Below are 21,283 nucleotides of genomic sequence, written 5' to 3'. Positions count from 1 at the left end.
CTATTTACATAATTTTTAGGAGGAAATGTCAATGAGTAAAGTAATTGGTATTGATTTAGGTACAACAAACTCTTGTGTAGCCGTAATGGAAGGTGGGGAAGCGACAGTTATCCCTAACCCAGAAGGAAATAGAACAACACCATCTGTAGTTGCATTTAAAAATGGAGAACGTTTAGTTGGTGAAGTAGCTAAGCGTCAAGCGATTACAAACCCTAACACGATTCAATCTATTAAACGTTACATGGGTACAGATCATAAAGAAGAAATTGAAGGTAAGCAATATACACCACAAGAAATTTCAGCAATTATTCTTCAAAAATTAAAAGAAGATGCAGAAGCGTATTTAGGTGAAAAGGTAACGAAGGCTGTTATTACAGTTCCTGCTTACTTTAATGATTCTCAACGCCAAGCGACTAAAGATGCTGGTAAAATTGCTGGTTTAGAAGTTGACCGCATTGTCAATGAACCAACGGCTGCAGCACTTGCATATGGTCTTGAAAAACAAGAAGATCAAACAATTTTAGTTTATGACTTAGGTGGCGGTACTTTTGACGTATCGATCCTTGAATTAGGAGAAGGTTTCTTCGAAGTTAAAGCAACATCTGGTGACAACAAGCTTGGTGGTGATGATTTTGACCAAGTCATCATTGACCATTTAGTAGCTGAATTTAAGAAAGAAAATAGTATTGATCTTTCTCAAGATAAAATGGCATTACAACGCTTAAAGGATGCTGCTGAAAAAGCAAAAAAAGATCTTTCAGGTGTGACTTCTACACAAATCTCTTTACCGTTCATTACAGCTGATGCTAGTGGACCTAAACACTTAGAGTTAACATTAACTCGTGCTAAGTTCGAAGAATTATCTAGTGATTTAGTAGAGCGTACAATGGGGCCAACTCGTCGCGCGCTTCAAGATTCAGGGATGTCTGCAAGTGAGATTGATAAAATTGTTCTTGTTGGTGGATCAACTCGTATCCCAGCTGTTCAAGAAGCAATCAAAAAATTAACTGGTAAAGACCCACATAAAGGGGTTAACCCTGATGAAGTTGTAGCGTTAGGTGCAGCTGTTCAAGCGGGTGTTCTTACAGGTGATGTTAAAGATGTTGTATTACTAGATGTAACTCCTTTATCTTTAGGTATTGAAACAATGGGTGCGGTGTTTACGAAGTTAATTGATCGTAACACGACAATCCCAACAAGTAAGTCTCAAGTATTCTCAACAGCTAGTGATAACCAACCGTCTGTAGACATTCACGTACTTCAAGGTGAGCGTCAAATGGCGGCTGATAACAAAACGTTAGGAAGATTCCAATTAACGGATATTCCACCAGCACCTCGTGGTGTTCCACAAATTGAAGTATCGTTTGATATTGATGCTAACGGTATTGTAAATGTAAAAGCGAAAGATTTAGGAACAAATAAAGAGCAATCAATCACAATTACATCTTCTTCAGGACTTTCAGAAGAAGAGATTGATAAAATGGTAAAAGACGCTGAGGCAAACGCTGAAGCTGATAAAAAGCGTCGTGAAGAAGTAGATCTTCGTAACGAGGCAGACCAATTAGTTTTCACTACTGAGAAAACATTAAAAGAATTAGAAGGTAAAGTAGACGAAGCTGAAGTTGCAAAAGCAAACGAAGCGAAAGATAAAGTGAAAACAGCTCTTGAAGGAACTGATACTGAGGCGATTAAAACGGCGAAAGATGAACTTCAAGAAATTGTTCAAGCATTATCAACAAAGCTATATGAGCAAGCTGCTCAAGCAGCACAAGCGGCACAAGGTCAAGAAGGCGAAGCGGCCGGAGAAGCTAAAGCAGATGATAATGTAGTAGATGCTGAATACGAAGAAGTGAAAGACGAAGAGAAGAAATAAGATATATGTATTTCGAAAAAAGTCAAAGTCAGACTATTAGGCTTTGGCTTTTTTCACGATGATCAGGCGCTTGCGAAGCAACTGACTTAAATAGCATCGTGTGACTTCTTCTCGGTATTACTTCGTGCAGCTTTGCGACGAGTAACCGCAGGAGCAGGTGTTTTAGTGCGACGAGTAACCGCAGGAGCAGGTGTTTTAGTGCGACGAGTAACCGCAGGAGCAGGTGTTTTAGTGCGACGAGTAACCGCAGGAGCAAGTTCTATGGAACAAGATATATTAAATTTTGATATTAACAAAATATTGCACATACTGCATATAAAATGTTAACATATTCGTTATGTAATAAATTCGGGAGTGGGTACAATGAGTAAACGCGATTTTTATGAAGTACTAGGTGTAGATAAAAATGCATCTGTAGACGAAGTAAAAAAAGCTTATCGAAAGCTGGCAAGAAAATATCATCCAGACGTAAATAAAGAACCGGATGCAGAAACAAAATTTAAAGAAGTAAAAGAAGCTTATGATACACTAGCGGATCCACAAAAAAAGTCACATTATGATCAATTTGGGCACACCGACCCTAATCAAGGTTTTGGTGGTGGTGCTGGCGGTGACTTTGGCGGTTTCAGTGATATTTTTGATATGTTCTTTGGTGGTGGCGGTTCAAGAAGAAATCCTAATGCCCCAAGACAAGGAGCAGATTTACAATATACGATGAACCTTGAATTTAAGGAAGCTGTTTTTGGGAAAGAAACGGATATTGAGATCCCAAGAGAAGAAACTTGTGAAACTTGTCATGGGGATGGGGCAAAGCCAGGAACTAAGCCTGAAACTTGTTCACATTGTCACGGTACTGGCCAACTTAGTGTTGAACAAAATACACCATTTGGACGTATCGTTAACAAGCGAGTATGTCACCACTGCGAAGGTACCGGAAAATTTGTGAAAGATAAATGTAAAACATGTGGTGGTAAAGGGAAGGTTCGTAAACGTAAAAAAATAAACGTTAAAATCCCGGCGGGAATCGATACCGGTCAACAAATTCGTATTTCAGGTCAAGGGGAAGCTGGAGTAAACGGAGGACCTCCTGGTGACTTATACGTTGTCTTTAATGTGAAACCTCATGAGTTTTTTGAGCGCGATGGTGATGACCTCTACTGTGAAATGCCAATTACATTCGTTCAGGCGACACTCGGTGATGAAATCGAAGTGCCAACACTTCAAGGTAAAATTAAGTTGAAAATCCCTGCAGGGACACAGTCAGGTACAAACTTCCGACTCAGAGGGAAAGGTGTTCCAAATGTTAGGGGTTATGGTGAAGGGGACCAACATATTCAAGTTCAAATCATTACTCCAAAAAATTTAACCGAAAGACAAAAAGAGTTGTTACGCGAGTTTGGAGATATTAGTGGTAACCAAGCCCCTGATGAGCAAAGTGAAAACTTCTTTTCTAAAGTGAAGAGAGCATTTAAAAGTTTTAACGATTGATCAATTTAGTTAATAAAAGGAATTTAGTTATTAAAAGAGATGGAGTTGGTTTAAATGAAATGGTCTGAAGTTAGTATTCATACAACACAAGAAGCAGTTGAACCGGTTTGTAATATTTTACACGAGGCGGGTGCTAGTGGTGTAGTAATTGAAGATCCACAAGATTTGATAAAAGATAGAGAAGATCAATTCGGTGAAATTTACCAACTCTCATCTACTGATTATCCAGAAGAAGGGGTAATTATTAAGGCTTATTTACAGATGAACAACACATTATCTGAAACTGTAGAAGAAATAAAAGAAGCAATTAATGGTCTAATTTCCTACGGTATAGATATTGGCGTTAATAAAGTCACGATGAGCGAAGTGAATGAAGAAGAATGGGCAACAGCTTGGAAGAAGTATTATAAACCAGTGAAAATTTCTAATCACATTACAATCAAGCCAACTTGGGAAGAGTACGAGCCAGAAAGTAACAGTGAATGTATTATAGAGCTTGACCCAGGTATGGCATTTGGTACGGGAACACACCCAACAACGGTTCTTTGTACGCAAGCGATTGAAAAAATGATCAAAGAAAAAGACTATGTCATAGATGTCGGAACAGGTACTGGTGTTTTAAGTATAGCGGCTGCAAAGCTTGGAGCTAAAGAAGTTTTGGCACTAGATTTAGATGAAGTAGCAGTAAATAGTGCAAAGATAAACGTAGAGCTTAATAATGTTCAAGACGTAGTTTCTGTCCAACAAAATAATTTGTTAGAAAATATAGATGAAAAAGCCAATTTAATTGTAGCTAACATTTTAGCTGAAGTGATCGTTCGTTTTGTTAATGATGCCTACTCGTCACTTAAAACTGGTGGTACATTTATTACTTCGGGTATTATTAAAGCGAAAAAACAAGAAGTAAAAGATTCTCTAACAAACCAAGGCTTTGTCATTGAAGATACACTTGAAATGGAAGATTGGGTAGCTTTTATTGCTAAAAAGTAAGGAAGGTGCTTTTATTGCAAAGGTATTTTGTTGCTAATAACCAGTTGACCGATAATGATTTTTCAATTATCGGTGAAGATGTTAAGCATATTAGCAAAGTTATGCGTATGAGTGAGGGAGATGAGCTGATTTGTATAAATGAGGATGGTTTAGTTGCTCATTGCAAAATTACGTGCATTTCTCCTGATGAGGTAAAAGGGGATGTCGTTGAATATTTGACGCAAAATACGGAACTTCCGGTAAAAGTTACCGTTGCCCAAGCTCTACCTAAAGGTGATAAACTAGAGTTAATTGTCCAAAAAGGGACAGAGTTAGGCGCTTTCGCTTTTCTTCCTTTTCAAGCAAGTCGTTCAATCGTAAAGTGGGATGAGAAAAAATCGGAAAAGAAGCGAGAGCGGTTAGAGAAAATAGCAAAAGAAGCTGCTGAGCAATCGTATCGAAATATCGTGCCAAAAGTTTATAGTAAACTTTCTTTTCAGCAACTATTAAAAGAGGCTGAAAATCATGATATAAAGATTGTCGCTTTTGAAGAAAACGCAAAAGCTGGTGAATTTAATAATTTAGCTACATCTCTTCTAAAAGCTGAAGTAGCTTCATCAATTTTTGTTTTAATAGGACCTGAAGGCGGCTTAACTCATGAAGAAGTATTAGAGTTAGAACAAGCTGGTTTCATACCATGTAGTTTTGGACCAAGAATTTTACGAACAGAAACAGCTGCATTATATTTTCTATCAGCAGTTTCTTATCATTTTGAAATGTTGAGGTGATGAGGATGCCGTCAGTTGCCTTTCATACCTTAGGGTGTAAAGTAAACCATTATGAAACAGAAGCAATTTGGCAATTATTCCAACAAAATGGCTATGAAAAAAAAGAATTTGAGACGATAGCCGATGTTTATGTGATAAATACATGTACCGTAACAAATACAGGAGATAAAAAAAGTAGACAAGTTATCCGACGCGCAATTAGGCGAAATCCTGATGCAGTTATTTGTGTTACAGGATGTTATGCGCAAACATCTCCTGCGGAAATTTTAGATATTCCAGGCGTGGATATCGTCGTTGGAACGCAAGACCGTACAAAGATGCTTGATTACATTGCACAATATAAAAACGAGCGTCAGCCAATTAATGCCGTAGGCAATATTATGAAAACACGTGTCTATGAAGAACTTGACGTACCAGCTTTTACAGATCGAACTCGTGCCTCTTTAAAGATTCAAGAAGGATGTAATAATTTTTGTACGTTTTGTATTATTCCGTGGGCCAGAGGTTTAATGCGCTCTCGTGACCCTAAGGACGTTATCAAACAAGCAAGTCAGCTTGTAGAAGCAGGCTATAAAGAAATTGTTTTAACTGGAATTCATACTGGTGGATATGGCGAAGATATGAAGGACTATAGTTTAGCTCGTTTATTACAAGAGTTAGAAAAAGTGAGTGAATTAAAGCGAATTCGTATTTCCTCTATAGAAGCGAGCCAAATAAGCGACGAAGTGATTAAAGTAATTAACGCTTCCGATAAAATTGTTCGCCATTTGCACATTCCACTTCAATCAGGTTCTGACACGGTCTTAAAGAGAATGCGTCGAAAATATACGATGGATTTCTTTGGGGAGCGTCTTGATCGTTTAAAAGAAGCGTTACCAGATCTTGCGGTTACGAGTGATGTCATTGTCGGTTTCCCCGGAGAAACGGCAGAAGAATTCCAAGAAACTTATGACTTCATTGCGAAACACAAGTTTTCTGAATTACATGTGTTTCCTTTTTCGAAGCGAACAGGAACTCCGGCAGCAAGAATGGAAGACCAAGTTGGTGAAGATGTGAAAACTGAACGTGTTCATAAATTAATTGAGTTATCAAACCAATTAGCGAAAGAATATGCTTCCAAGTTCGAAGCTGAAGTACTTGAAGTGATCCCAGAAGATCGAGATGATCAAGAAGAGGGACATTATATTGGTTATACAGATAACTATTTAAAAGTGAAATTTCCTGCAAGTGATGATATGATTGGCAAACTTGTAAAAGTAAAGATCATAAAATCAGGGTACCCTATCAACAGTGGTGAATTTGTTCGCGTCGTTGAAGACGATGTGCATGAAAAAGTATTAAATAGTTAAAGCTAACACCTAGCAAGTATTATCTTGCTAGGTGTTTTCTTATTGTATAACTCAGGTGCAAATGCATTACTAATTGTCTAGTATTTTTAGGAAAATAATGATATTCTATTAGTTGTACGTACAACTTAAAGAGGAAGGAAGGGGACTACTCATGAGTGAACAAATAGCTCGAATGATTGATCACACTTTATTAAAAGCAGATGCAAATAAAGAGCAGGTCGTTACTTTAGCAAACGAGGCAAAAGAATACAACTTTGCTTCAGTTTGTGTAAATCCAACTTGGGTACATACTTCAGCGCAAATTTTACAAGGAACAGAAGTCAAAGTTTGTACAGTTATTGGCTTTCCGTTAGGAGCTAATACTCCAGAAACAAAAGCTTTTGAAACGAAAAATGCGATAGAAAACGGTGCAACTGAGGTTGATATGGTTATAAATATTGGTGCACTTAAAGACAAAAATGATGAATTAGTAGAAAAAGATATCAAAGCAGTTGTTGATGCGGCAAAAGGAAAGGCATTAACGAAAGTGATTATTGAAACGTCATTATTAACTGATGAAGAAAAAGTACGTGCGTGTGTAATCGCTGTTCGTGCTGGGACGGACTTCGTAAAAACATCAACTGGTTTTTCAACAGGTGGCGCAACCGTTGAGGATATTGCCTTAATGAGAAAAACAGTTGGACCTGATATTGGTGTGAAAGCATCAGGTGGTGTCCGTGATCGCGAAGGCGCAATTGCGATGATAGAAGCAGGAGCAACAAGAATCGGTGCAAGTGCAGGTATTGCAATTGTCAAAGGAGAAAAATCAGACGCAGCATATTAAAAAAGTGAGCCACGGGCTCACTTTTTTAGTTTTGAGTTAAGAGTGTAGAGTTAAGAGTTACTTTAGCAGATCTTCGAAGCATTACTCACAAAACTCAAAACTCAAAACTCTAAACCGCCTTCCCATGTAATTTAGTTACAAATTTTGTAAATAAACCTACAAAAGGTAGTACTGCAAGGGAGGAAATAATATTAAAAATAGTGCCTGCGTGTGCAAGTTGTAAATTAGGAATGGTTGTTAAACTTTCGGATATTGAACTTAACCAGCCAATAAAAGGGAAAAAAACGAGCACTCCAATAATATTTAACCAAATGTGTGCAAAAGCTACTAGTTTTGCAGAGCGTGCAGAACCAATGCTTGCTAAAAAAGCAGTGAAACAAGTCCCGATGTTTGCTCCTAAAATAATTCCAATTCCAGCAGGTAGTGCTAAAACTTGGTCACTCATAAATCCCATTGCTATGGCTGTTGTCGCAGTACTTGATTGAATAAGTGCTGCAAGAATTGTACCTACCCCAACAGCGATAAGGTTATTTTCATTTGTCAATTGTAAAAAGTTATGTGCAGTAGGAATTGACGAAATCGGTAAGGCAAGTTTCTCCAAGCCTTGCATCGCTATAAAAATGCAACCAAGACCGAAAGAAACACAGCCAATGCAATATGCAACATGCTTTTTCATCATGAGCAGTAGCACTCCGATAATTAACAAAGGAATAACTGCTGAAGTAATATTAAAGGCAATGATTTCAGCAGTAAAAGAAGTACCAATATTTGTACCAAGGATAATGCCAATAGATTGTTTGAATGTTAAGTAACTGGCTGCGACTAAACCAACTGTTAACACAATCACCGCGGAACTACTTTGTAAAATCGCTGTAACTACCGTACCGACGATCAAACCTTTAAACGGAGTGTTCGTCATTTTCATTAATGTTATCTTCAATCGATCTTGAGATAAATTTATTAAGCCAGTTCTCATTACGGTCATTCCAAAGAGGAAAATTGTAATATAAACTGCAAATAAAGAGAATAGCTGTTGCATGATTGTCTCACCTCTATAACATGTTTATGGACAATCGAGTACAAGCATGACTAAATATTAGTAAAAAGTTTTAACAGCGATTTTTGCTGATTAATAAAATAAAAAAAGTTAGATTTAAGGTAATTATGAAATTCACTCAAGTAATAAACAATAAAAAAGTTGACCTGAAATTGTCATTATATTATAATCTTAAAAGACATGTTTTTTAATTGCCTATAATTTAGGGTATTTTCAAGTTTAAATTCGTCTCTAAAATAGAGAGACATACTGAAACATGTTTTCATTGGTTGTTTCGGAGGGAGGGAAATTAAAGATGGCAGAGACTCGTGTTCGTAAAAATGAATCGATTGACGCTGCTCTTCGTCGCTTCAAAAAGTCAATATCTAAAGAAGGTACATTGGCAGAAGTGAAAAAGCGTAAGCACTATGAAAAGCCTAGTGTTAAACGTAAGAAAAAGTCAGAGGCAGCAAGGAAACGTAAGTTCTAAATAAGAGAGGGTGTTGGGTTTGAATCTTCTTGATCGTTTAACTGTTGATATGAAGGAAGCGATGAAGAATAAGGAAAAGCAAAGGCTCTCTGTTATTCGAATGGTTAAATCAGCTTTACAAAATGAAGCTATTAAACTTGGTAAAGAACTTACAGATGACGAAGCGCTCACTGTTCTTAATCGCGAACTAAAACAACGTAAAGATTCCCTCCATGAGTTTGAAAAAGCTAATCGTGAAGATTTAGCTAAAAATGTACGTGAAGAAGTCGTTATTTTAAATGCTTACATGCCAGAACAATTATCTGAAGAGAAAGTTGCTGAAATTGTGCAACAGACGATTCAGGAAGTAGGAGCTTCTACAAAAGCTGATATTGGAAAGGTTATGGGAGCAATTATGCCAAAAGTAAAAGGTAAAACGGACGGCACAATAGTTAATCGACTTGTACAACAATATTTATCATAAATAAAACAGCGCCTTGCTTTTGCAAGGCGTTTTTGCACGTTAATGAAGGTAAATCTTAATCGGTGAGGGCTGTTCGGTTGATAGTATAAGAATAACTAAAGCTTTCGTCTGGACTGGGCAAGAGAACTCTTTCAAAACTTGTTAATGTGTTGTTATTTAATTTATAATTATATTGAATCGAATAATTTATTTTAAAAAAGAGGGAACTTTCCTATACTATAAAACGTATAGTTAATGTGCCAAGAAAAAGAAAGGAGGGGTTCATTGAAATGACAACAGCATTACTAAGGAAAATGATGTTCCTTGCTCTCATTATTTTTTCTTCTATTTCTTTAATAACCCAGCCACCAGTACATAGCCAAGCTGAAGATAAGGTTGTTTATTTTATCCCGATAGAACAAGCTGTAGAGCGGGGCCTTGAAGCATTTTTAAAAAGAGCTTTGGATACGGCTGAAGCAGAAGGAGCAGACCATATTGTTTTAGAAATAGACACGCCTGGTGGTCTTGTTGATGCTGCAACGAACATTGCTTTTTTAATTAAAAATACTGAAACGCCAATTACTGCCTATGTAACAGCTCAAGCTTTGTCTGCAGGTGCTTATATTGCTTTAAATGCCGATCAAATTGTCATGGCACCGGGTACGACAATGGGTTCTGCGGCTGTCATCGATGGAGCTGGGAATGCAGCTGAGGAAAAAACGCAGTCAATGTGGTTAGCGACGTTAGAAGCTGCTGCAGGGGATCGCGATCCTATCTATGCTAGAGCTATGGCAGATAGTAGTATCGATTTACCAGAGTATCGAGCAGGTGTAGGTGAACTTTTAACATTAACTTCAAGTGAAGCACTGGAAGTTGGTTATGCCGAGGCCATTGCAAGTGATCGAGATGAGTTATTAGCCTTTTTAGGGCTTGAAAATGCTATTCAAGAAGGGTTAGAGGTAAGTTTTGCAGAGCAAATTGCAAGATTTGTCACACATCCAGTAATTATTCCTATTTTACTTTCGATTGGTAGCTTGGGATTAGTACTTGAATTATATTCTCCTGGTTTCGGCATTCCGGGCATTATGGGGATTTCTGCATTATTATTATTTTTCTTTGGTCATTTGTTTGCAGGGTTTGCAGGGTTTGAAACATTAATTTTATTTGGCGCAGGAATAATATTAATTATTATTGAAGTGTTCTTCCCTGGCTTTGGAATTTTCGGTATACTAGGGGTTATTGCGATCATTGGTAGTATGGTTCTTGCTTCATATTCAACGGTTAATATCCTTTTATCAATTCTTATAGCCGTAGTTATTACTGTGATTGTTTCGATCATTTTCTTTAAATATTTTGGTTATAGGGGACCTTTAAAAAGAATGATTTTGACCGATGCCACAAAATCGGAACTGGGCTATGTCTCAAATGAAACTCGTAAAGAGTTAATCGGACGAGAAGGTATTGCAATGACGACATTAAGACCGTCTGGCACAGCGAATTTTGAAGGTGAAAGGCTTGACGTTGTTTCTGAAGGAGGGTATATTGAGCAAGGGAAGAAAGTAGTGATTGTTGCTACACAAGGATCAAGAATTGTTGTTCGTGAATTGAATGAATAACGATAATTAAAGGAGGAAATAAAAATGCCAGAAGAAATCTTTTTACTCATTATTGTAGGATTAATTGTTATCGGTTTTGCTGTATTATTTACATTTGTACCGGTAATGCTTTGGATTTCTGCATTAGCTGCAGGGGTTCGTGTTGGAATATTCCAATTAGTAGGGATGAGACTACGTCGAGTTATCCCAGCACGTGTTGTAAATCCGTTAATTAAAGCTGTAAAAGCAGGGCTTGAGTTAAGTACAAATCAGCTTGAGGGACATTACTTAGCAGGTGGTAACGTTGACCGAGTTGTTAATGCCCTTATTGCTGCACAACGAGCTAATATCGAACTTTCATTCGAACGTGCTGCTGCGATTGACCTTGCTGGTCGTGACGTGTTAGAAGCAGTTCAAATGAGTGTTAACCCGAAAGTTATTGAAACACCATTTATTGCCGGTGTGGCAATGGATGGAATTGAAGTAAAAGCAAAAGCGCGTATTACCGTTCGTGCTAATATTGATCGCCTTGTCGGTGGTGCTGGTGAAGATACAGTTATCGCTCGTGTTGGTGAAGGTATCGTATCAACGATCGGTTCTGCTGAGAACCATAAGAAAGTATTAGAAAATCCAGATTTAATTTCGCAAACTGTTCTTGCTAAAGGGTTAGATGCTGGAACTGCTTTTGAGATTTTATCGATTGATATTGCAGATATTGATATCGGGAAAAATATCGGGGCAGAACTTCAAACAGATCAAGCGGAAGCTGATAAGAAGATTGCCCAAGCGAAAGCCGAAGAGCGTCGTGCGATGGCTGTAGCGAAAGAACAAGAGATGAAAGCGAAAGTTGAAGAAATGCGTGCAAAAGTTGTTGAAGCAGAAGCAGAAGTACCTCTTGCAATGAGTGAAGCATTACGTTCTGGAAACATGGGTGTTATGGATTATATGAACATTCAAAACATCATGGCAGATACAGATATGAGAGATTCAATCGGTAAAGCTACTGATGATAACAAGAAGGATGGAAATAAATATTAATAATTTCCCTATGAAGAGGAGGCCGTAAAAAATGGAGGATCTCCTAAGAGCAATAACTTCCAACCCAATCTTGCTTTTCTTAATCATCGGTGCGATTTTAAGCTTTTTACAAAAAGGTAAAGAGGAACAAGCGAAAAGAGAAACGCAAAATCGTGGTGGCTCTACTGGTGAAGGAAAGCAAGTTGAAATTGATTGGCAAGAAATATTTCGCCAAGAAGAAAAGACCGAACCGAAGCCGAGTAGTCAAACTGATACTACGTATACTTATACTGAAGAACGAGCTACAGCTTCAATGGATGGTATTAATCGCAGTAATGAACTTTTAGAGAAATATGAAAAAGCAAAGCAAAATAAAAAAGCTGCGAAAAATATTGGTGCAAATTTAAAAGACTCACCGATATATAAGGATGACCTCACTGCTAGTCAAGAGGTGAAGTTAGACTTCTCCAATATATCTAAAGAAGAAGCTATTAAAGGTGTAGTATGGTCTGAAATATTGGGTAAGCCAAGGGCGAAAGGTTCTTACCGCCCTTCAATGAGTACAAGAAGAAGGCAAGGATAAGCGTGTGCTTAGCCTTGTCCAGACTGTAGACAAACGCTCGCATACGTTGTTGTTCACCCTTGAGGATATGCTCATTACCCTCTAAGGTAACTCCGCTAACCTCAAGGGTTCACGCCTCGTCTGACTAGCGTTTTCAATCAGTCTAAATTGACAAAAAAATAATATTTCTACAAGAAAAAGGTTAAGCATATGCTTAGCCTTTTTTTGTTGGTTAGTTGGTTAGATAGTTTGAAAGTCGAAAGTTGAAATTCGTAACCGAACTTTTACATTTTAGCTTGTGACGAGTTAATCGTAATGAACGTATTATATGAAAATGTCCGGCCGATTTCTCGAGTGAGCCTCTAAAACTCGTTAGAGGGTGCTCCTGCGGTTACTCGTCGCAAAGCTGCACGATGAATTCTCAAAGAAGTATTAGATGATGTGATTGAGGTCAGTAGCTTTACAGCGAAGCGAGAGAATTCGGCCGGCATTTATTTCTTAGCTGGTGCCGATATATCGTCATGAGCGTTTTGTATGAAAAAAGGCGGATGGTTTCGTGAACGAGCCTCTGAGATTCGTTAGAAGGTCACAGCAGTGAAGGAAATCATTCACCTTTTACATTTCAGATGGTGACGGTTACCGTCGTTTTGTATGGAAGTTCAGATTACATATTCAATAAAAAAAAGGTGATACCGATTCGTTTCTTAACATAAAAATGATATGAAAGGGGGTTCGTTACATTATGAGGAAGATAAATAAAATGGTTCGAAAATGGATGACTGATAAAATGGAACTTCCTGCCGATGTTACGATGGATCTTCCAAGAATTACGATGATTGGACAATTACATATTTATATCGAGAACCATCGCGGTGTTCTGAAATTTTCCAATCAAGAGTTAAGGCTTTTATTAGAGCAGGGTCAATTGTTAATTAAAGGAAATCATTTTGTCATAAAAACGATTTTACCTGAGGAATTACTGCTTGAAGGAGTTATTGACCAAGTGATTTACATAAATGAAGGAGAGCAGAAAAAACGCTAGGAGGGGAAACATGAAGAATTCATGGACAAACACATTTTCAGGGTTTACAAGGATTAAAGTGGTTGGAAAATATACAGAATTATTTTTAAATAGGTGTATTCATGAGAAAGTATCAATTTGGCACATTCGAAGAGTCGGTGAAGAAACGATTGTTTGCTACGTTGCCTTAGAGGATGTAAAAAGAATTCGTCCTATTGTTAAAGAGACAAAAGTAAAAGTTTATTTTATTGAACGAAAAGGTGTTCCTTTTTTATTTAAAAAAATGATTTCCCGTGCCGGATTTGTTGCAGGTATGGTCGCTTTTGTCGCTATTCTTTTTATATTATCTAATATGGTTTGGAATATTTCAATTGAGGGTGCCTCTCCTAAAATCGAACACGAATTAAAACAAGCAGTCGATGAATTAGGGATAAAACGAGGAAAGTTTCATTTTTTACTTCCGAGTGTAGAAGATATACAAATGAAAGTGTCTGAGAAAATTGATGAAGCGACATGGATTGGTGTAACATTAAATGGGACGACCTTCCACTTTAATGTCGTAGAACAAACCTTTCCAGAAAAACAAGAACCTATTTCACCGAGACACTTAGTATCTAAGAAAAAAGCAATTATCTATGATATTTTCGTGGAGCAAGGACAACCGAAAGTAACTCCTAATGATTTTGTTGAGAAAGGCGATATGCTTGTCAGCGGTTTTATTGGTAAAGAAGGTAAAATGGAGATTGCTCCTGCAAAAGGAAAAATCCTTGGTGAAATTTGGTACAAGTCAAACGTGTCCATTCCGCTTGTAACTGAATTTTCAACATTTACTGGAGAGAAAAAAACAAAGCATTCTTTTTCAATTTTCAATTTTTCTATTCCGTTCTGGGGCTTAGGGAAAATAGAATTTAATGAATATGAAACAAATGAAGAGCGTCACCGTTTAAATTTTCTGAACTGGAGCTTACCGATTGAATACCATCGAGAAGTTATATTAGAAAAGGAAACATTCGTCCGTGAATACAGCGAAGAAGAAGCAGTCGATACTGCTACATTAATGGCCAAGGAAGAATTAATGAAAAAATTAGATGAAGATGCAGTAATAAAAGGGGAAAATGTTTTGCACCAAACAAATGAGAATGGTAAAGTTACATTAATGATACACTACCAAGTAATAGAAGATATTGCAAAATCACAACCAATCATTCAAGGAGATTGAGGATATTGTCAGAAATACTTATTGATTTAAAACTAGAAAATGCAAACGAAGCGATGAGCTTATTTGGTCCAAACGATGTACACTTAAAAAGAATGGAAGAAAAATTATCAGTAACTATTGTAACTAGAGGAGAGAAAATTTTAGTTTCTGGGGAAGATGAAAAGATAACTCTCGTTCATGACGTTGTAGATACTCTTCTTAGCTTAATACGAAAAGGAACGCACATATCTGAGAGAGACGTGATCTATGCTGTTCAATTGGCAGAACGGGGTATGCTTGAACAATTACTTGAGCTTTATCAAGAAAAAATTACTGTTAATGTAAAAGGGAAACCGATATTAGTCAAAACGTTAGGACAACGACATTACGTATCAGCAATCCAAAAGCGGGATATTGTATTTGGAATTGGTCCAGCTGGTACTGGTAAAACGTATTTAGCTGTCGTTATGGCTGTGACCGCTTTAAAGGATGGCTTAATTAAACGGATCGTATTGACTAGGCCGGCTGTTGAAGCTGGAGAAAGTTTAGGCTTTTTACCTGGAGATCTTAAAGAAAAGGTTGACCCTTACTTAAGACCTCTATATGACGCTATGCACGATGTTCTTGGTGTAGAGCAAACTGAACGTCTTATGGAAAGGGGAACGATAGAAGTGGCTCCTCTAGCCTATATGAGGGGAAGAACTCTAGATGACTCATTTGTTATTTTAGATGAAGCTCAAAACACAACTTCAGAGCAAATAAAAATGTTTCTAACGAGATTAGGTTTCGGTTCGAAAATGGTTATTACAGGTGATTTAACTCAAATTGATTTACCGAAAGGAAAGAAATCTGGTTTGCGAACTGCTCTTGAAATATTAAAAGACGTTAATGGAATTGAGTTTATGTATTTGCAAGCGGCAGATGTTGTGCGCCATCCTTTAGTTCAAAAAGTAATTACTGCATATGACAATAGTGAAAATGAATAATAGTACTTAATTTTTTCTTAGTCCCTTTGTTTATCACGCATATTATAACAAGAGTAATCATCTTGTAACCTACTGGCGAAATTAATATTGTATAATAAATTGAGAATTAACATTTTAGTGTTAATTCTCGATTTATTACTGCAACTATGTGAAAATTTTATAAGTTTAATGAATTTCATCATTCAATATTATCGCAATTACGTATTGATATGGCTCAATTTAGGTAATTATGAAATTCACTCAGATAAGAAGAAATTAAGAGGTGAGAAACTTGGGGAAAAGTGCACCAATTGATCAACAAAAATGGTGGAAAAAATTAAAAGATCACCGTTACATAAGGGTTATTTTGTTTGTGATTTTAGGAATTATTATGTACTTATCTATGTTCAGTAACATTTACCCTGAAACGCTTAATGTAAATCCAGGATCTTTTGCTGAACAAGATATTCGTGCTCCTATTACTGTTGAAGATAAAGAAGCTACATTACAGAAGAAAAACCTTGCAGAAGGGGCGGTAACTCCTCAGTATACAAATAGTAAAGCTATTGCACAAAAACAAGTGCAAAAAATTAACGATATTTTTAAAATTATCGCCCAAATTAATGAAGAGGCCGAAAAGGATTTTAACGAAAGGTTAGATGAAATCCAAAATGAGGATTTTGATAGTGAAGAAGAGCAAGAGTTAAAAATAAGCGAAGTTGAAAAAATTCCACTCGATGAAAAGTTAGCTAATTTAAAACTTATCATTTCTAATCAAACAAGTGAGGATTTGTCTGATGAAACATTAACTACTTTACTTGAAGTGGACGAGCATGAGCTAGAAATTGCAAGAGAAACTACAACCAACGTCATTCATAATGTCATGAGTGAAGAAATTCGAATTGATGATGTTGATGAAGCCAAAGATTTAGTCGAAACGAAAATCAATATCTCTACAGTGACTCCAAAGTTACACCGTGCCATGGTAGAAATGGCTAGGTTTGGTATAACTGTGAATTATATTTATGATGATGAAGCGACGGAACTTGCTAGAAAAGATGCAATCGAAGCTGTTGAACCTGTGATGATTCGAGAAGGGCAATTAATCGTAGAAACAGGAGAGATCATTACGACGACTGTTTACAGTCAACTAGCTCTTTTAGGGCTATTGGATGATCAGTGGAATGTTTTTCCTTTTGTCGGGTTAGCAATTCTCGTTATATTACTAGTTTTAATGTTAGCTTATTATTTAAGTGATGCCAAAACATCTCTACAAAAAAATAATAGCCATTTACTCATGTACGTATTGATTTTTTTAGTTTCTGTAATTTTAATGAAGGTCACTAGTTTAACTTATAATTTGAATTTTCAAGGAATTACTCTTATCGTTCCTATTGCAGTAGGTTCAATGCTAATTACAATGTTAATTCATCAACGTGTAGCCCTCTTTACTAGTATGGTTTTTTCAATTATTGCTAGTATTATATTTAATGCTGAATCGATGGGGGTTGTAAACTATACATTAGGTATATATGTTTTCTTTAGTTCAGTTGCAGGAGTATTTTTCTTAGGTAAATCAAATCGGGTATCACGAATTTTACAAGCTGGATTATTTGTAGCAGTTATTAATATCATGACAATTGTGGCATTACTAATGTTAAGGAATGTCCAATACGGTTGGTTAGAAATTGGCTCGCATATAGGGTTTGCATTTCTTTCAGGGTTTTTAGCAGCAGTTTTAACGCTAGGGTTGTTACCGTTTTTTGAGGCTGGCTTTGGTATATTATCTACAATGAAATTAATCGAACTCTCTAATCCAAATCATCCTTTGTTAAGAAAGATATTAATTGAGACACCAGGGACATATCACCATAGCGTGATTGTCGCTAATTTGGCTGAGTCAGCATGTGAGGCGATCGGAGCAAATGGATTATTAGCACGAGTCGGATCTTACTATCACGATCTCGGGAAAACGAAGCGACCACATTTCTTTATAGAGAACCAGATGAAAATGGAAAATCCACATGATAAGTTGTCACCACAACTAAGTAAAACGATTATCATTTCTCACCCTTACGATGGAGCGGAAATGTTAAAAAATCATAAGATGCCAAAGGAAATTATAGATATTGCTGAACAACATCATGGAACAAGTTTATTAAAGTTTTTTTACCATAAAGCTAACCAAGAAGTAGAACAAACGATCCCAGAGGAAGAGTTCCGGTATCCAGGACCGAAGGCGCAAAGCTCTGAGTCAGCAATTGTTGGGATTTGTGATTGTGTTGAAGCTGCAGTACGTTCGATGGCGAAACCAACACCTGAAAAAATTGAATCTTTAGTTAAAAAAATTATTACCGACCGTCTTGAGGATGGTCAGTTTGATGAATGTGATTTAACATTAAAGCAGCTAAATACAGTCGCTACGTCTATTTGTGAGACGCTTAAAGGTACGTTCCATTCTAGGATTGAATATCCGGAAGATGTAAAAGAGAAGGGTGAGGGCAAAAGTGATCATTGATATTGATATTCATGATGAAACAGGTAATGTGACGGGAGAACAAATGAGCTTAGTAGAAAATCTTTTAAATGAAGCAGCTAAAATAGAGGATGTAACTAATGGTTCTGAAGTATCAATTACTTTTGTAGATGATGAACAAATTAAAGAAATTAATCGCGACTACCGTAATAAAGATGCTGCAACGGATGTTATTTCCTTTGCATTAAATGACGATGATACAGATATGCTGATCGAAGGGGCACCTAATCTTTTAGGGGATATTATCGTTTCATATCCGAAGACGATCGAACAAGCGAAGGAATACGGTCATTCAGTTGAAAGGGAGTTAGGATTTCTCGTAGTACATGGATTTCTTCATCTTTTAGGCTATGATCATCTAAATGAAAGCGATGAAAAAGTGATGTTTAAAAGACAAGAGGATATTTTAGAGGCCTATGGACTTCAAAAATAGTTATGATAAAGTTTGGAAGAGGTTTGTTTGGAGTTTTCGATATGCAGCTTCAGGTTTAAAACAAGCAATAACTCATGAACAAAATTTGAAAATTCATCTTCTAATAGCATTTGTAGTAATCACTTTGTCGTTTGTTTTACAAATTTCACTATATGAACGGTTAATCTTATTACTCGTTATTGGTGTTGTGATCGCTTTAGAAGTAGTTAACACTGCTATTGAAAGGGTAGTAGACCTCGTAACAAAAGAGTTTCACCCGATGGCGCAGGTTGCTAAGGATGTTTCCGCTGGTGCTGTGTTGATCTTTAGTATATTTGCTGTAGTCATCGGCATATTAATCTTTTATGAGCCGATGGTTAGTTGGCTTGTTGGTTAGTTGGAAAGGAAAGCCCTGCAACTTTTTCAACATACTCCTTTGACTAAATAGTCATAATAAATAATGAGAGGGGACACTTCTCATGTGGTGGAAAGCGTTTCAAAAAAATATCATTGTTGGTTTTATTACACTATTACCTGCAATTGTTACTCTTTATGTCGTACAATTTTTGTTTTCGGTGATCGATCGCTTTTTAGGACAATTTTTAACAGACATTTTAAAAGCGTTAAGAATTTTGAAGGTCGATGAGAGAACAATTTATTTTTTAGGTGTGTACACTCCCTTTTCGGAACGAATTTTAGGCATTGGGTTTATTTTAACGATCGTAATTATTTCTGTTATCGGTTCGATGAGGAGGAAAGGAAAAAAACAATATCTTTTCGATAATGTTGATTATTTTTTTCGAAAAATTCCTTTTGTCAGTTATATATACTCGTCGGTGGAGCAAATGATTAATGCCTTTACTCAAGAACGTTCTTCTTTTAAAAAAGTAGTCATGATAGAATACCCTCGAAAAGGTGTATATACTCTCGGTTTTTTAACTGGAGAATCGAAGGGGGAAGTACAAAGAAGAACTGAAAAAGATTGTATTAACGTTTTTTTGCCAACAACACCTAATCCTACTTCTGGATGGCTTGTTTTAGTTCCAGAAAAAGAGGTAATTGTTTTAAATATGACGGTGGAGCAAGGGTTGAAATTTATCATATCAGGTGGTGTCGTGGTCCCCCCAGATAAAGCGGCATTTCTTCAAGATGAGCACGGAAAAACGGTAGAACATAATTTAGAAAGTAATCAAATAGTTATAAATGTAAACAAACGAAAGGACGATTAACTAATGGAAATCAATCGTTTAGTAGAAGAAGCGAAAAAAGCTAGGGAGTTGGCCTATGTTCCTTATTCAAAATTTAAAGTAGGTGCAGCTTTACTTAGTAAAGATGGAAAAGTTTATCATGGTTGCAATATAGAGAACGCAGCTTATAGTATGTGTAACTGCGCAGAGCGCACAGCGCTTTTTAAGGCGTATTCTGAAGGTGATAAAGAATTTGATGTATTATGTGTTGTCGCCGACACGAAACGCCCAGTGCCTCCTTGTGGCGCATGTAGGCAAGTGATTGCTGAACTTTGTTCACAAGATATGAAAGTAGTTTTAACAAATTTACAAGGCGACGTTGAAGAAACAACAGTAGAGAAGTTGTTGCCAGGCGCTTTTTCACCGGAGGATTTAAATGACTAAGACAAGCTATAAATCGGGATTTGTATCCATTATTGGAAGACCAAACGTCGGAAAGTCGACATTATTAAACAATGTCATCGGACAAAAAATTGCAATTATGAGTGATAAACCACAAACAACAAGGAATAAAGTTCAAGGTGTTTACACCGATAACGATTCACAAATTGTTTTTATTGATACACCCGGAATACATAAACCGAAGCATAAATTAGGCGATTTTATGATGAAAGTTGCTTATCAAACGTTTAAGGAAGTTGACTTAATATTATTTGTTGTAGATGCAAAAGAAGGTTTTGGTGGTGGAGACCAAGCCATTATCGAACAGTTAAAAACGGTTCGAACACCAGTCTTTTTAGTGATTAATAAAATAGATTTAATTCACCCGGACGAGCTATTTGGGTTTATTGACCAATATCGAGTTAAATTAGATTTTGCAGAAATCATTCCTATCTCTGCTCTTCAAGGAAATAATGTCGGTACTCTTAAAGAACAAATTGTTGAGTATTTAGAAGAAGGTCCACAATATTATCCAGCAGACCAAGTGACTGATCACCCTGAACGTTTCATCGTTTCAGAACTTATTCGTGAAAAAGTATTACATTTGACAAGGGAAGAAATTCCGCATTCTATTGCTGTAGGGATAGAACAAATGAAAGAACGAGAAGGTAGTAACACTGTTTATATAGGTGCGACAATAGTCGTAGAAAGAAGTTCACAAAAAGGAATAATCATCGGCAAACAAGGTGCAATGCTTAAAGAAATCGGTAAACGAGCGCGAGGGGATATTGAAGCGCTACTCGGTTCAAAAATATTTCTAGAACTTTGGGTGAAGGTTCAAAAAGATTGGAGAAACAAAGGAGGATTTTTAAGGGATTTCGGCTTTAGTGAAGATGAATATTAATATTGTTAAAAAATGGCAAACGACGCTTATTTATGAGCGTTGTTTTTTATTTGTAAATTATTTAAAATAAATATAAGGCGCTTGTGTTGGCTTGTAAGAGTTTTCTTTTATTCATAAAAAAATTAGTAATATTTCCTTAACATGTTTTTTGCAAATAAGGTCATTCTAATTGTTATAGCGAGGTCTA

At 36.6% G+C, this 21,283-nt stretch carries 22 protein-coding genes; 20 read left to right on the top strand and 2 right to left on the bottom strand.

What is annotated here, in order from left to right; all coding sequences use genetic code 11:
• Window positions 1-31: 31 nt before the first annotated feature.
• On the top strand, window positions 32-1,873 hold the full coding sequence (dnaK, locus tag BKP35_RS04060; protein ID WP_071312085.1) for a molecular chaperone DnaK: 1,842 nt from the start codon (window positions 32-34) through the stop codon (window positions 1,871-1,873).
• An 86-nt stretch (window positions 1,874-1,959) separates the two neighbouring features.
• Here dnaK and BKP35_RS19120 read toward each other — a convergent pair whose 3' ends face one another.
• The gene (locus BKP35_RS19120) at window positions 1,960-2,169 is read right to left on the bottom strand and encodes a hypothetical protein (RefSeq protein WP_139192799.1); all 210 of its coding nucleotides are present in this window, start codon (window positions 2,167-2,169) and stop codon (window positions 1,960-1,962) included.
• Window positions 2,170-2,236: 67 nt separating this feature from the next.
• Between BKP35_RS19120 and dnaJ the strand changes: the two genes are divergently transcribed.
• The 5 genes from dnaJ (at window position 2,237) to deoC (ending at window position 7,290) form a co-directional block, all read left to right on the top strand.
• Window positions 2,237-3,361 carry a molecular chaperone DnaJ gene (dnaJ, locus tag BKP35_RS04055; protein ID WP_071312084.1) on the top strand — a complete coding sequence of 375 codons (1,125 nt, stop codon included), beginning with the start codon at window positions 2,237-2,239 and terminating at the stop codon, window positions 3,359-3,361.
• A 54-nt stretch (window positions 3,362-3,415) separates the two neighbouring features.
• The gene (prmA, locus tag BKP35_RS04050) at window positions 3,416-4,351 is read left to right on the top strand and encodes a 50S ribosomal protein L11 methyltransferase (RefSeq protein WP_071312083.1); all 936 of its coding nucleotides are present in this window, start codon (window positions 3,416-3,418) and stop codon (window positions 4,349-4,351) included.
• Between the two features lie 5 nt (window positions 4,352-4,356).
• The gene (locus BKP35_RS04045; protein WP_337959630.1) at window positions 4,357-5,118 is read left to right on the top strand and encodes a 16S rRNA (uracil(1498)-N(3))-methyltransferase; all 762 of its coding nucleotides are present in this window, start codon (window positions 4,357-4,359) and stop codon (window positions 5,116-5,118) included.
• A 5-nt stretch (window positions 5,119-5,123) separates the two neighbouring features.
• Window positions 5,124-6,467, top strand: a complete 1,344-nt coding sequence (gene mtaB / locus BKP35_RS04040) for a tRNA (N(6)-L-threonylcarbamoyladenosine(37)-C(2))-methylthiotransferase MtaB (RefSeq protein WP_071312081.1) — start codon at window positions 5,124-5,126, stop codon at window positions 6,465-6,467.
• Between the two features lie 151 nt (window positions 6,468-6,618).
• On the top strand, window positions 6,619-7,290 hold the full coding sequence (gene deoC, locus BKP35_RS04035; RefSeq protein ID WP_071312080.1) for a deoxyribose-phosphate aldolase: 672 nt from the start codon (window positions 6,619-6,621) through the stop codon (window positions 7,288-7,290).
• Between the two features lie 109 nt (window positions 7,291-7,399).
• On the opposite strand, the gene BKP35_RS04030 is transcribed toward deoC, so the two are convergent.
• Complete coding sequence (locus tag BKP35_RS04030) at window positions 7,400-8,329, bottom strand: Na/Pi symporter (protein ID WP_071312079.1); 930 nt, start codon at window positions 8,327-8,329, stop codon at window positions 7,400-7,402.
• A 313-nt stretch (window positions 8,330-8,642) separates the two neighbouring features.
• On the opposite strand from BKP35_RS04030, the gene rpsU reads away from it, so the two are divergent.
• The 14 genes from rpsU to era all read left to right on the top strand — a co-directional run bounded on the left by rpsU (window position 8,643) and on the right by era (window position 21,096).
• Window positions 8,643-8,816 (top strand): 30S ribosomal protein S21, encoded by a 174-nt coding sequence (gene rpsU / locus BKP35_RS04025; protein WP_071312078.1) that lies wholly within the window; start codon window positions 8,643-8,645, stop codon window positions 8,814-8,816.
• A gap of 19 nt (window positions 8,817-8,835) precedes the next feature.
• Window positions 8,836-9,279, top strand: coding sequence for a GatB/YqeY domain-containing protein (locus tag BKP35_RS04020; RefSeq protein WP_071312077.1), 444 nt, complete (start codon window positions 8,836-8,838; stop codon window positions 9,277-9,279).
• A 269-nt stretch (window positions 9,280-9,548) separates the two neighbouring features.
• Window positions 9,549-10,874 (top strand): NfeD family protein, encoded by a 1,326-nt coding sequence (locus tag BKP35_RS04015; protein WP_071312076.1) that lies wholly within the window; start codon window positions 9,549-9,551, stop codon window positions 10,872-10,874.
• Window positions 10,875-10,898: 24 nt separating this feature from the next.
• A complete protein-coding gene (gene floA, locus BKP35_RS04010; RefSeq protein WP_071312075.1) occupies window positions 10,899-11,891 on the top strand; it encodes a flotillin-like protein FloA in 993 nt (330 codons plus the stop codon).
• Window positions 11,892-11,922: 31 nt separating this feature from the next.
• The gene (locus BKP35_RS04005; RefSeq protein ID WP_071312074.1) at window positions 11,923-12,453 is read left to right on the top strand and encodes a hypothetical protein; all 531 of its coding nucleotides are present in this window, start codon (window positions 11,923-11,925) and stop codon (window positions 12,451-12,453) included.
• A gap of 721 nt (window positions 12,454-13,174) precedes the next feature.
• On the top strand, window positions 13,175-13,474 hold the full coding sequence (gene yqfC / locus BKP35_RS04000) for a sporulation protein YqfC (RefSeq protein ID WP_211274583.1): 300 nt from the start codon (window positions 13,175-13,177) through the stop codon (window positions 13,472-13,474).
• Window positions 13,475-13,484: 10 nt separating this feature from the next.
• A complete protein-coding gene (yqfD, locus tag BKP35_RS03995; RefSeq protein WP_071312072.1) occupies window positions 13,485-14,672 on the top strand; it encodes a sporulation protein YqfD in 1,188 nt (395 codons plus the stop codon).
• 53 nt (window positions 14,673-14,725) lie between these two features.
• Window positions 14,726-15,637 carry a PhoH family protein gene (locus BKP35_RS03990; protein ID WP_084031453.1) on the top strand — a complete coding sequence of 304 codons (912 nt, stop codon included), beginning with the start codon at window positions 14,726-14,728 and terminating at the stop codon, window positions 15,635-15,637.
• A gap of 262 nt (window positions 15,638-15,899) precedes the next feature.
• On the top strand, window positions 15,900-18,134 hold the full coding sequence (locus tag BKP35_RS03985) for an HD family phosphohydrolase (RefSeq protein WP_420534793.1): 2,235 nt from the start codon (window positions 15,900-15,902) through the stop codon (window positions 18,132-18,134).
• Entirely contained in the window at window positions 18,124-18,585 is a 462-nt protein-coding gene (gene ybeY / locus BKP35_RS03980; RefSeq protein ID WP_071312069.1) for an rRNA maturation RNase YbeY, read from the top strand. Before BKP35_RS03985 ends, ybeY begins: the two co-directional genes overlap by 11 nt.
• On the top strand, window positions 18,569-18,961 hold the full coding sequence (locus BKP35_RS03975) for a diacylglycerol kinase family protein (protein ID WP_071312068.1): 393 nt from the start codon (window positions 18,569-18,571) through the stop codon (window positions 18,959-18,961). The genes ybeY and BKP35_RS03975 overlap by 17 nt, the downstream gene beginning before the upstream one ends.
• Window positions 18,962-19,043: 82 nt before the next feature.
• A complete protein-coding gene (locus tag BKP35_RS03970) occupies window positions 19,044-19,793 on the top strand; it encodes a DUF502 domain-containing protein (protein WP_071312067.1) in 750 nt (249 codons plus the stop codon).
• 3 nt (window positions 19,794-19,796) lie between these two features.
• Window positions 19,797-20,195 carry a cytidine deaminase gene (locus BKP35_RS03965; RefSeq protein WP_071312066.1) on the top strand — a complete coding sequence of 133 codons (399 nt, stop codon included), beginning with the start codon at window positions 19,797-19,799 and terminating at the stop codon, window positions 20,193-20,195.
• Window positions 20,188-21,096 (top strand): GTPase Era, encoded by a 909-nt coding sequence (gene era, locus BKP35_RS03960; RefSeq protein ID WP_071312065.1) that lies wholly within the window; start codon window positions 20,188-20,190, stop codon window positions 21,094-21,096. The genes BKP35_RS03965 and era overlap by 8 nt, the downstream gene beginning before the upstream one ends.
• The last annotated feature ends 187 nt before the right edge of the window (window positions 21,097-21,283 follow it).

Source organism: Anaerobacillus arseniciselenatis (genome assembly GCF_001865995.1).
GTDB lineage: Bacteria > Bacillota > Bacilli > Bacillales > Anaerobacillaceae > Anaerobacillus > Anaerobacillus arseniciselenatis.
This window is presented reverse-complemented; position numbering and strand designations above follow the sequence as displayed.

What these genes read in the sequence shown, in the direction of transcription:
- yqfD (WP_071312072.1), top strand. Translation starts at nt 13,485, where the DNA reads ATGAAGAATTCATGGACAAACACATTTTCAGGGTTTACAAGGATTAAA.
- BKP35_RS03970 (WP_071312067.1), top strand. Translation starts at nt 19,044, where the DNA reads ATGTGGTGGAAAGCGTTTCAAAAAAATATCATTGTTGGTTTTATTACA.
- BKP35_RS04005 (WP_071312074.1), top strand. Translation starts at nt 11,923, where the DNA reads ATGGAGGATCTCCTAAGAGCAATAACTTCCAACCCAATCTTGCTTTTC.
- BKP35_RS04030 (WP_071312079.1), bottom strand. Translation starts at nt 8,329, where the DNA reads ATGCAACAGCTATTCTCTTTATTTGCAGTTTATATTACAATTTTCCTC.
- mtaB (WP_071312081.1), top strand. Translation starts at nt 5,124, where the DNA reads ATGCCGTCAGTTGCCTTTCATACCTTAGGGTGTAAAGTAAACCATTAT.
- yqfC (WP_211274583.1), top strand. Translation starts at nt 13,175, where the DNA reads ATGAGGAAGATAAATAAAATGGTTCGAAAATGGATGACTGATAAAATG.
- prmA (WP_071312083.1), top strand. Translation starts at nt 3,416, where the DNA reads ATGAAATGGTCTGAAGTTAGTATTCATACAACACAAGAAGCAGTTGAA.
- era (WP_071312065.1), top strand. Translation starts at nt 20,188, where the DNA reads ATGACTAAGACAAGCTATAAATCGGGATTTGTATCCATTATTGGAAGA.
- floA (WP_071312075.1), top strand. Translation starts at nt 10,899, where the DNA reads ATGCCAGAAGAAATCTTTTTACTCATTATTGTAGGATTAATTGTTATC.
- deoC (WP_071312080.1), top strand. Translation starts at nt 6,619, where the DNA reads ATGAGTGAACAAATAGCTCGAATGATTGATCACACTTTATTAAAAGCA.
- BKP35_RS03965 (WP_071312066.1), top strand. Translation starts at nt 19,797, where the DNA reads ATGGAAATCAATCGTTTAGTAGAAGAAGCGAAAAAAGCTAGGGAGTTG.
- BKP35_RS03975 (WP_071312068.1), top strand. Translation starts at nt 18,569, where the DNA reads ATGGACTTCAAAAATAGTTATGATAAAGTTTGGAAGAGGTTTGTTTGG.
- BKP35_RS04015 (WP_071312076.1), top strand. Translation starts at nt 9,549, where the DNA reads ATGACAACAGCATTACTAAGGAAAATGATGTTCCTTGCTCTCATTATT.
- dnaJ (WP_071312084.1), top strand. Translation starts at nt 2,237, where the DNA reads ATGAGTAAACGCGATTTTTATGAAGTACTAGGTGTAGATAAAAATGCA.
- dnaK (WP_071312085.1), top strand. Translation starts at nt 32, where the DNA reads ATGAGTAAAGTAATTGGTATTGATTTAGGTACAACAAACTCTTGTGTA.
- rpsU (WP_071312078.1), top strand. Translation starts at nt 8,643, where the DNA reads ATGGCAGAGACTCGTGTTCGTAAAAATGAATCGATTGACGCTGCTCTT.
- BKP35_RS03990 (WP_084031453.1), top strand. Translation starts at nt 14,726, where the DNA reads ATGAGCTTATTTGGTCCAAACGATGTACACTTAAAAAGAATGGAAGAA.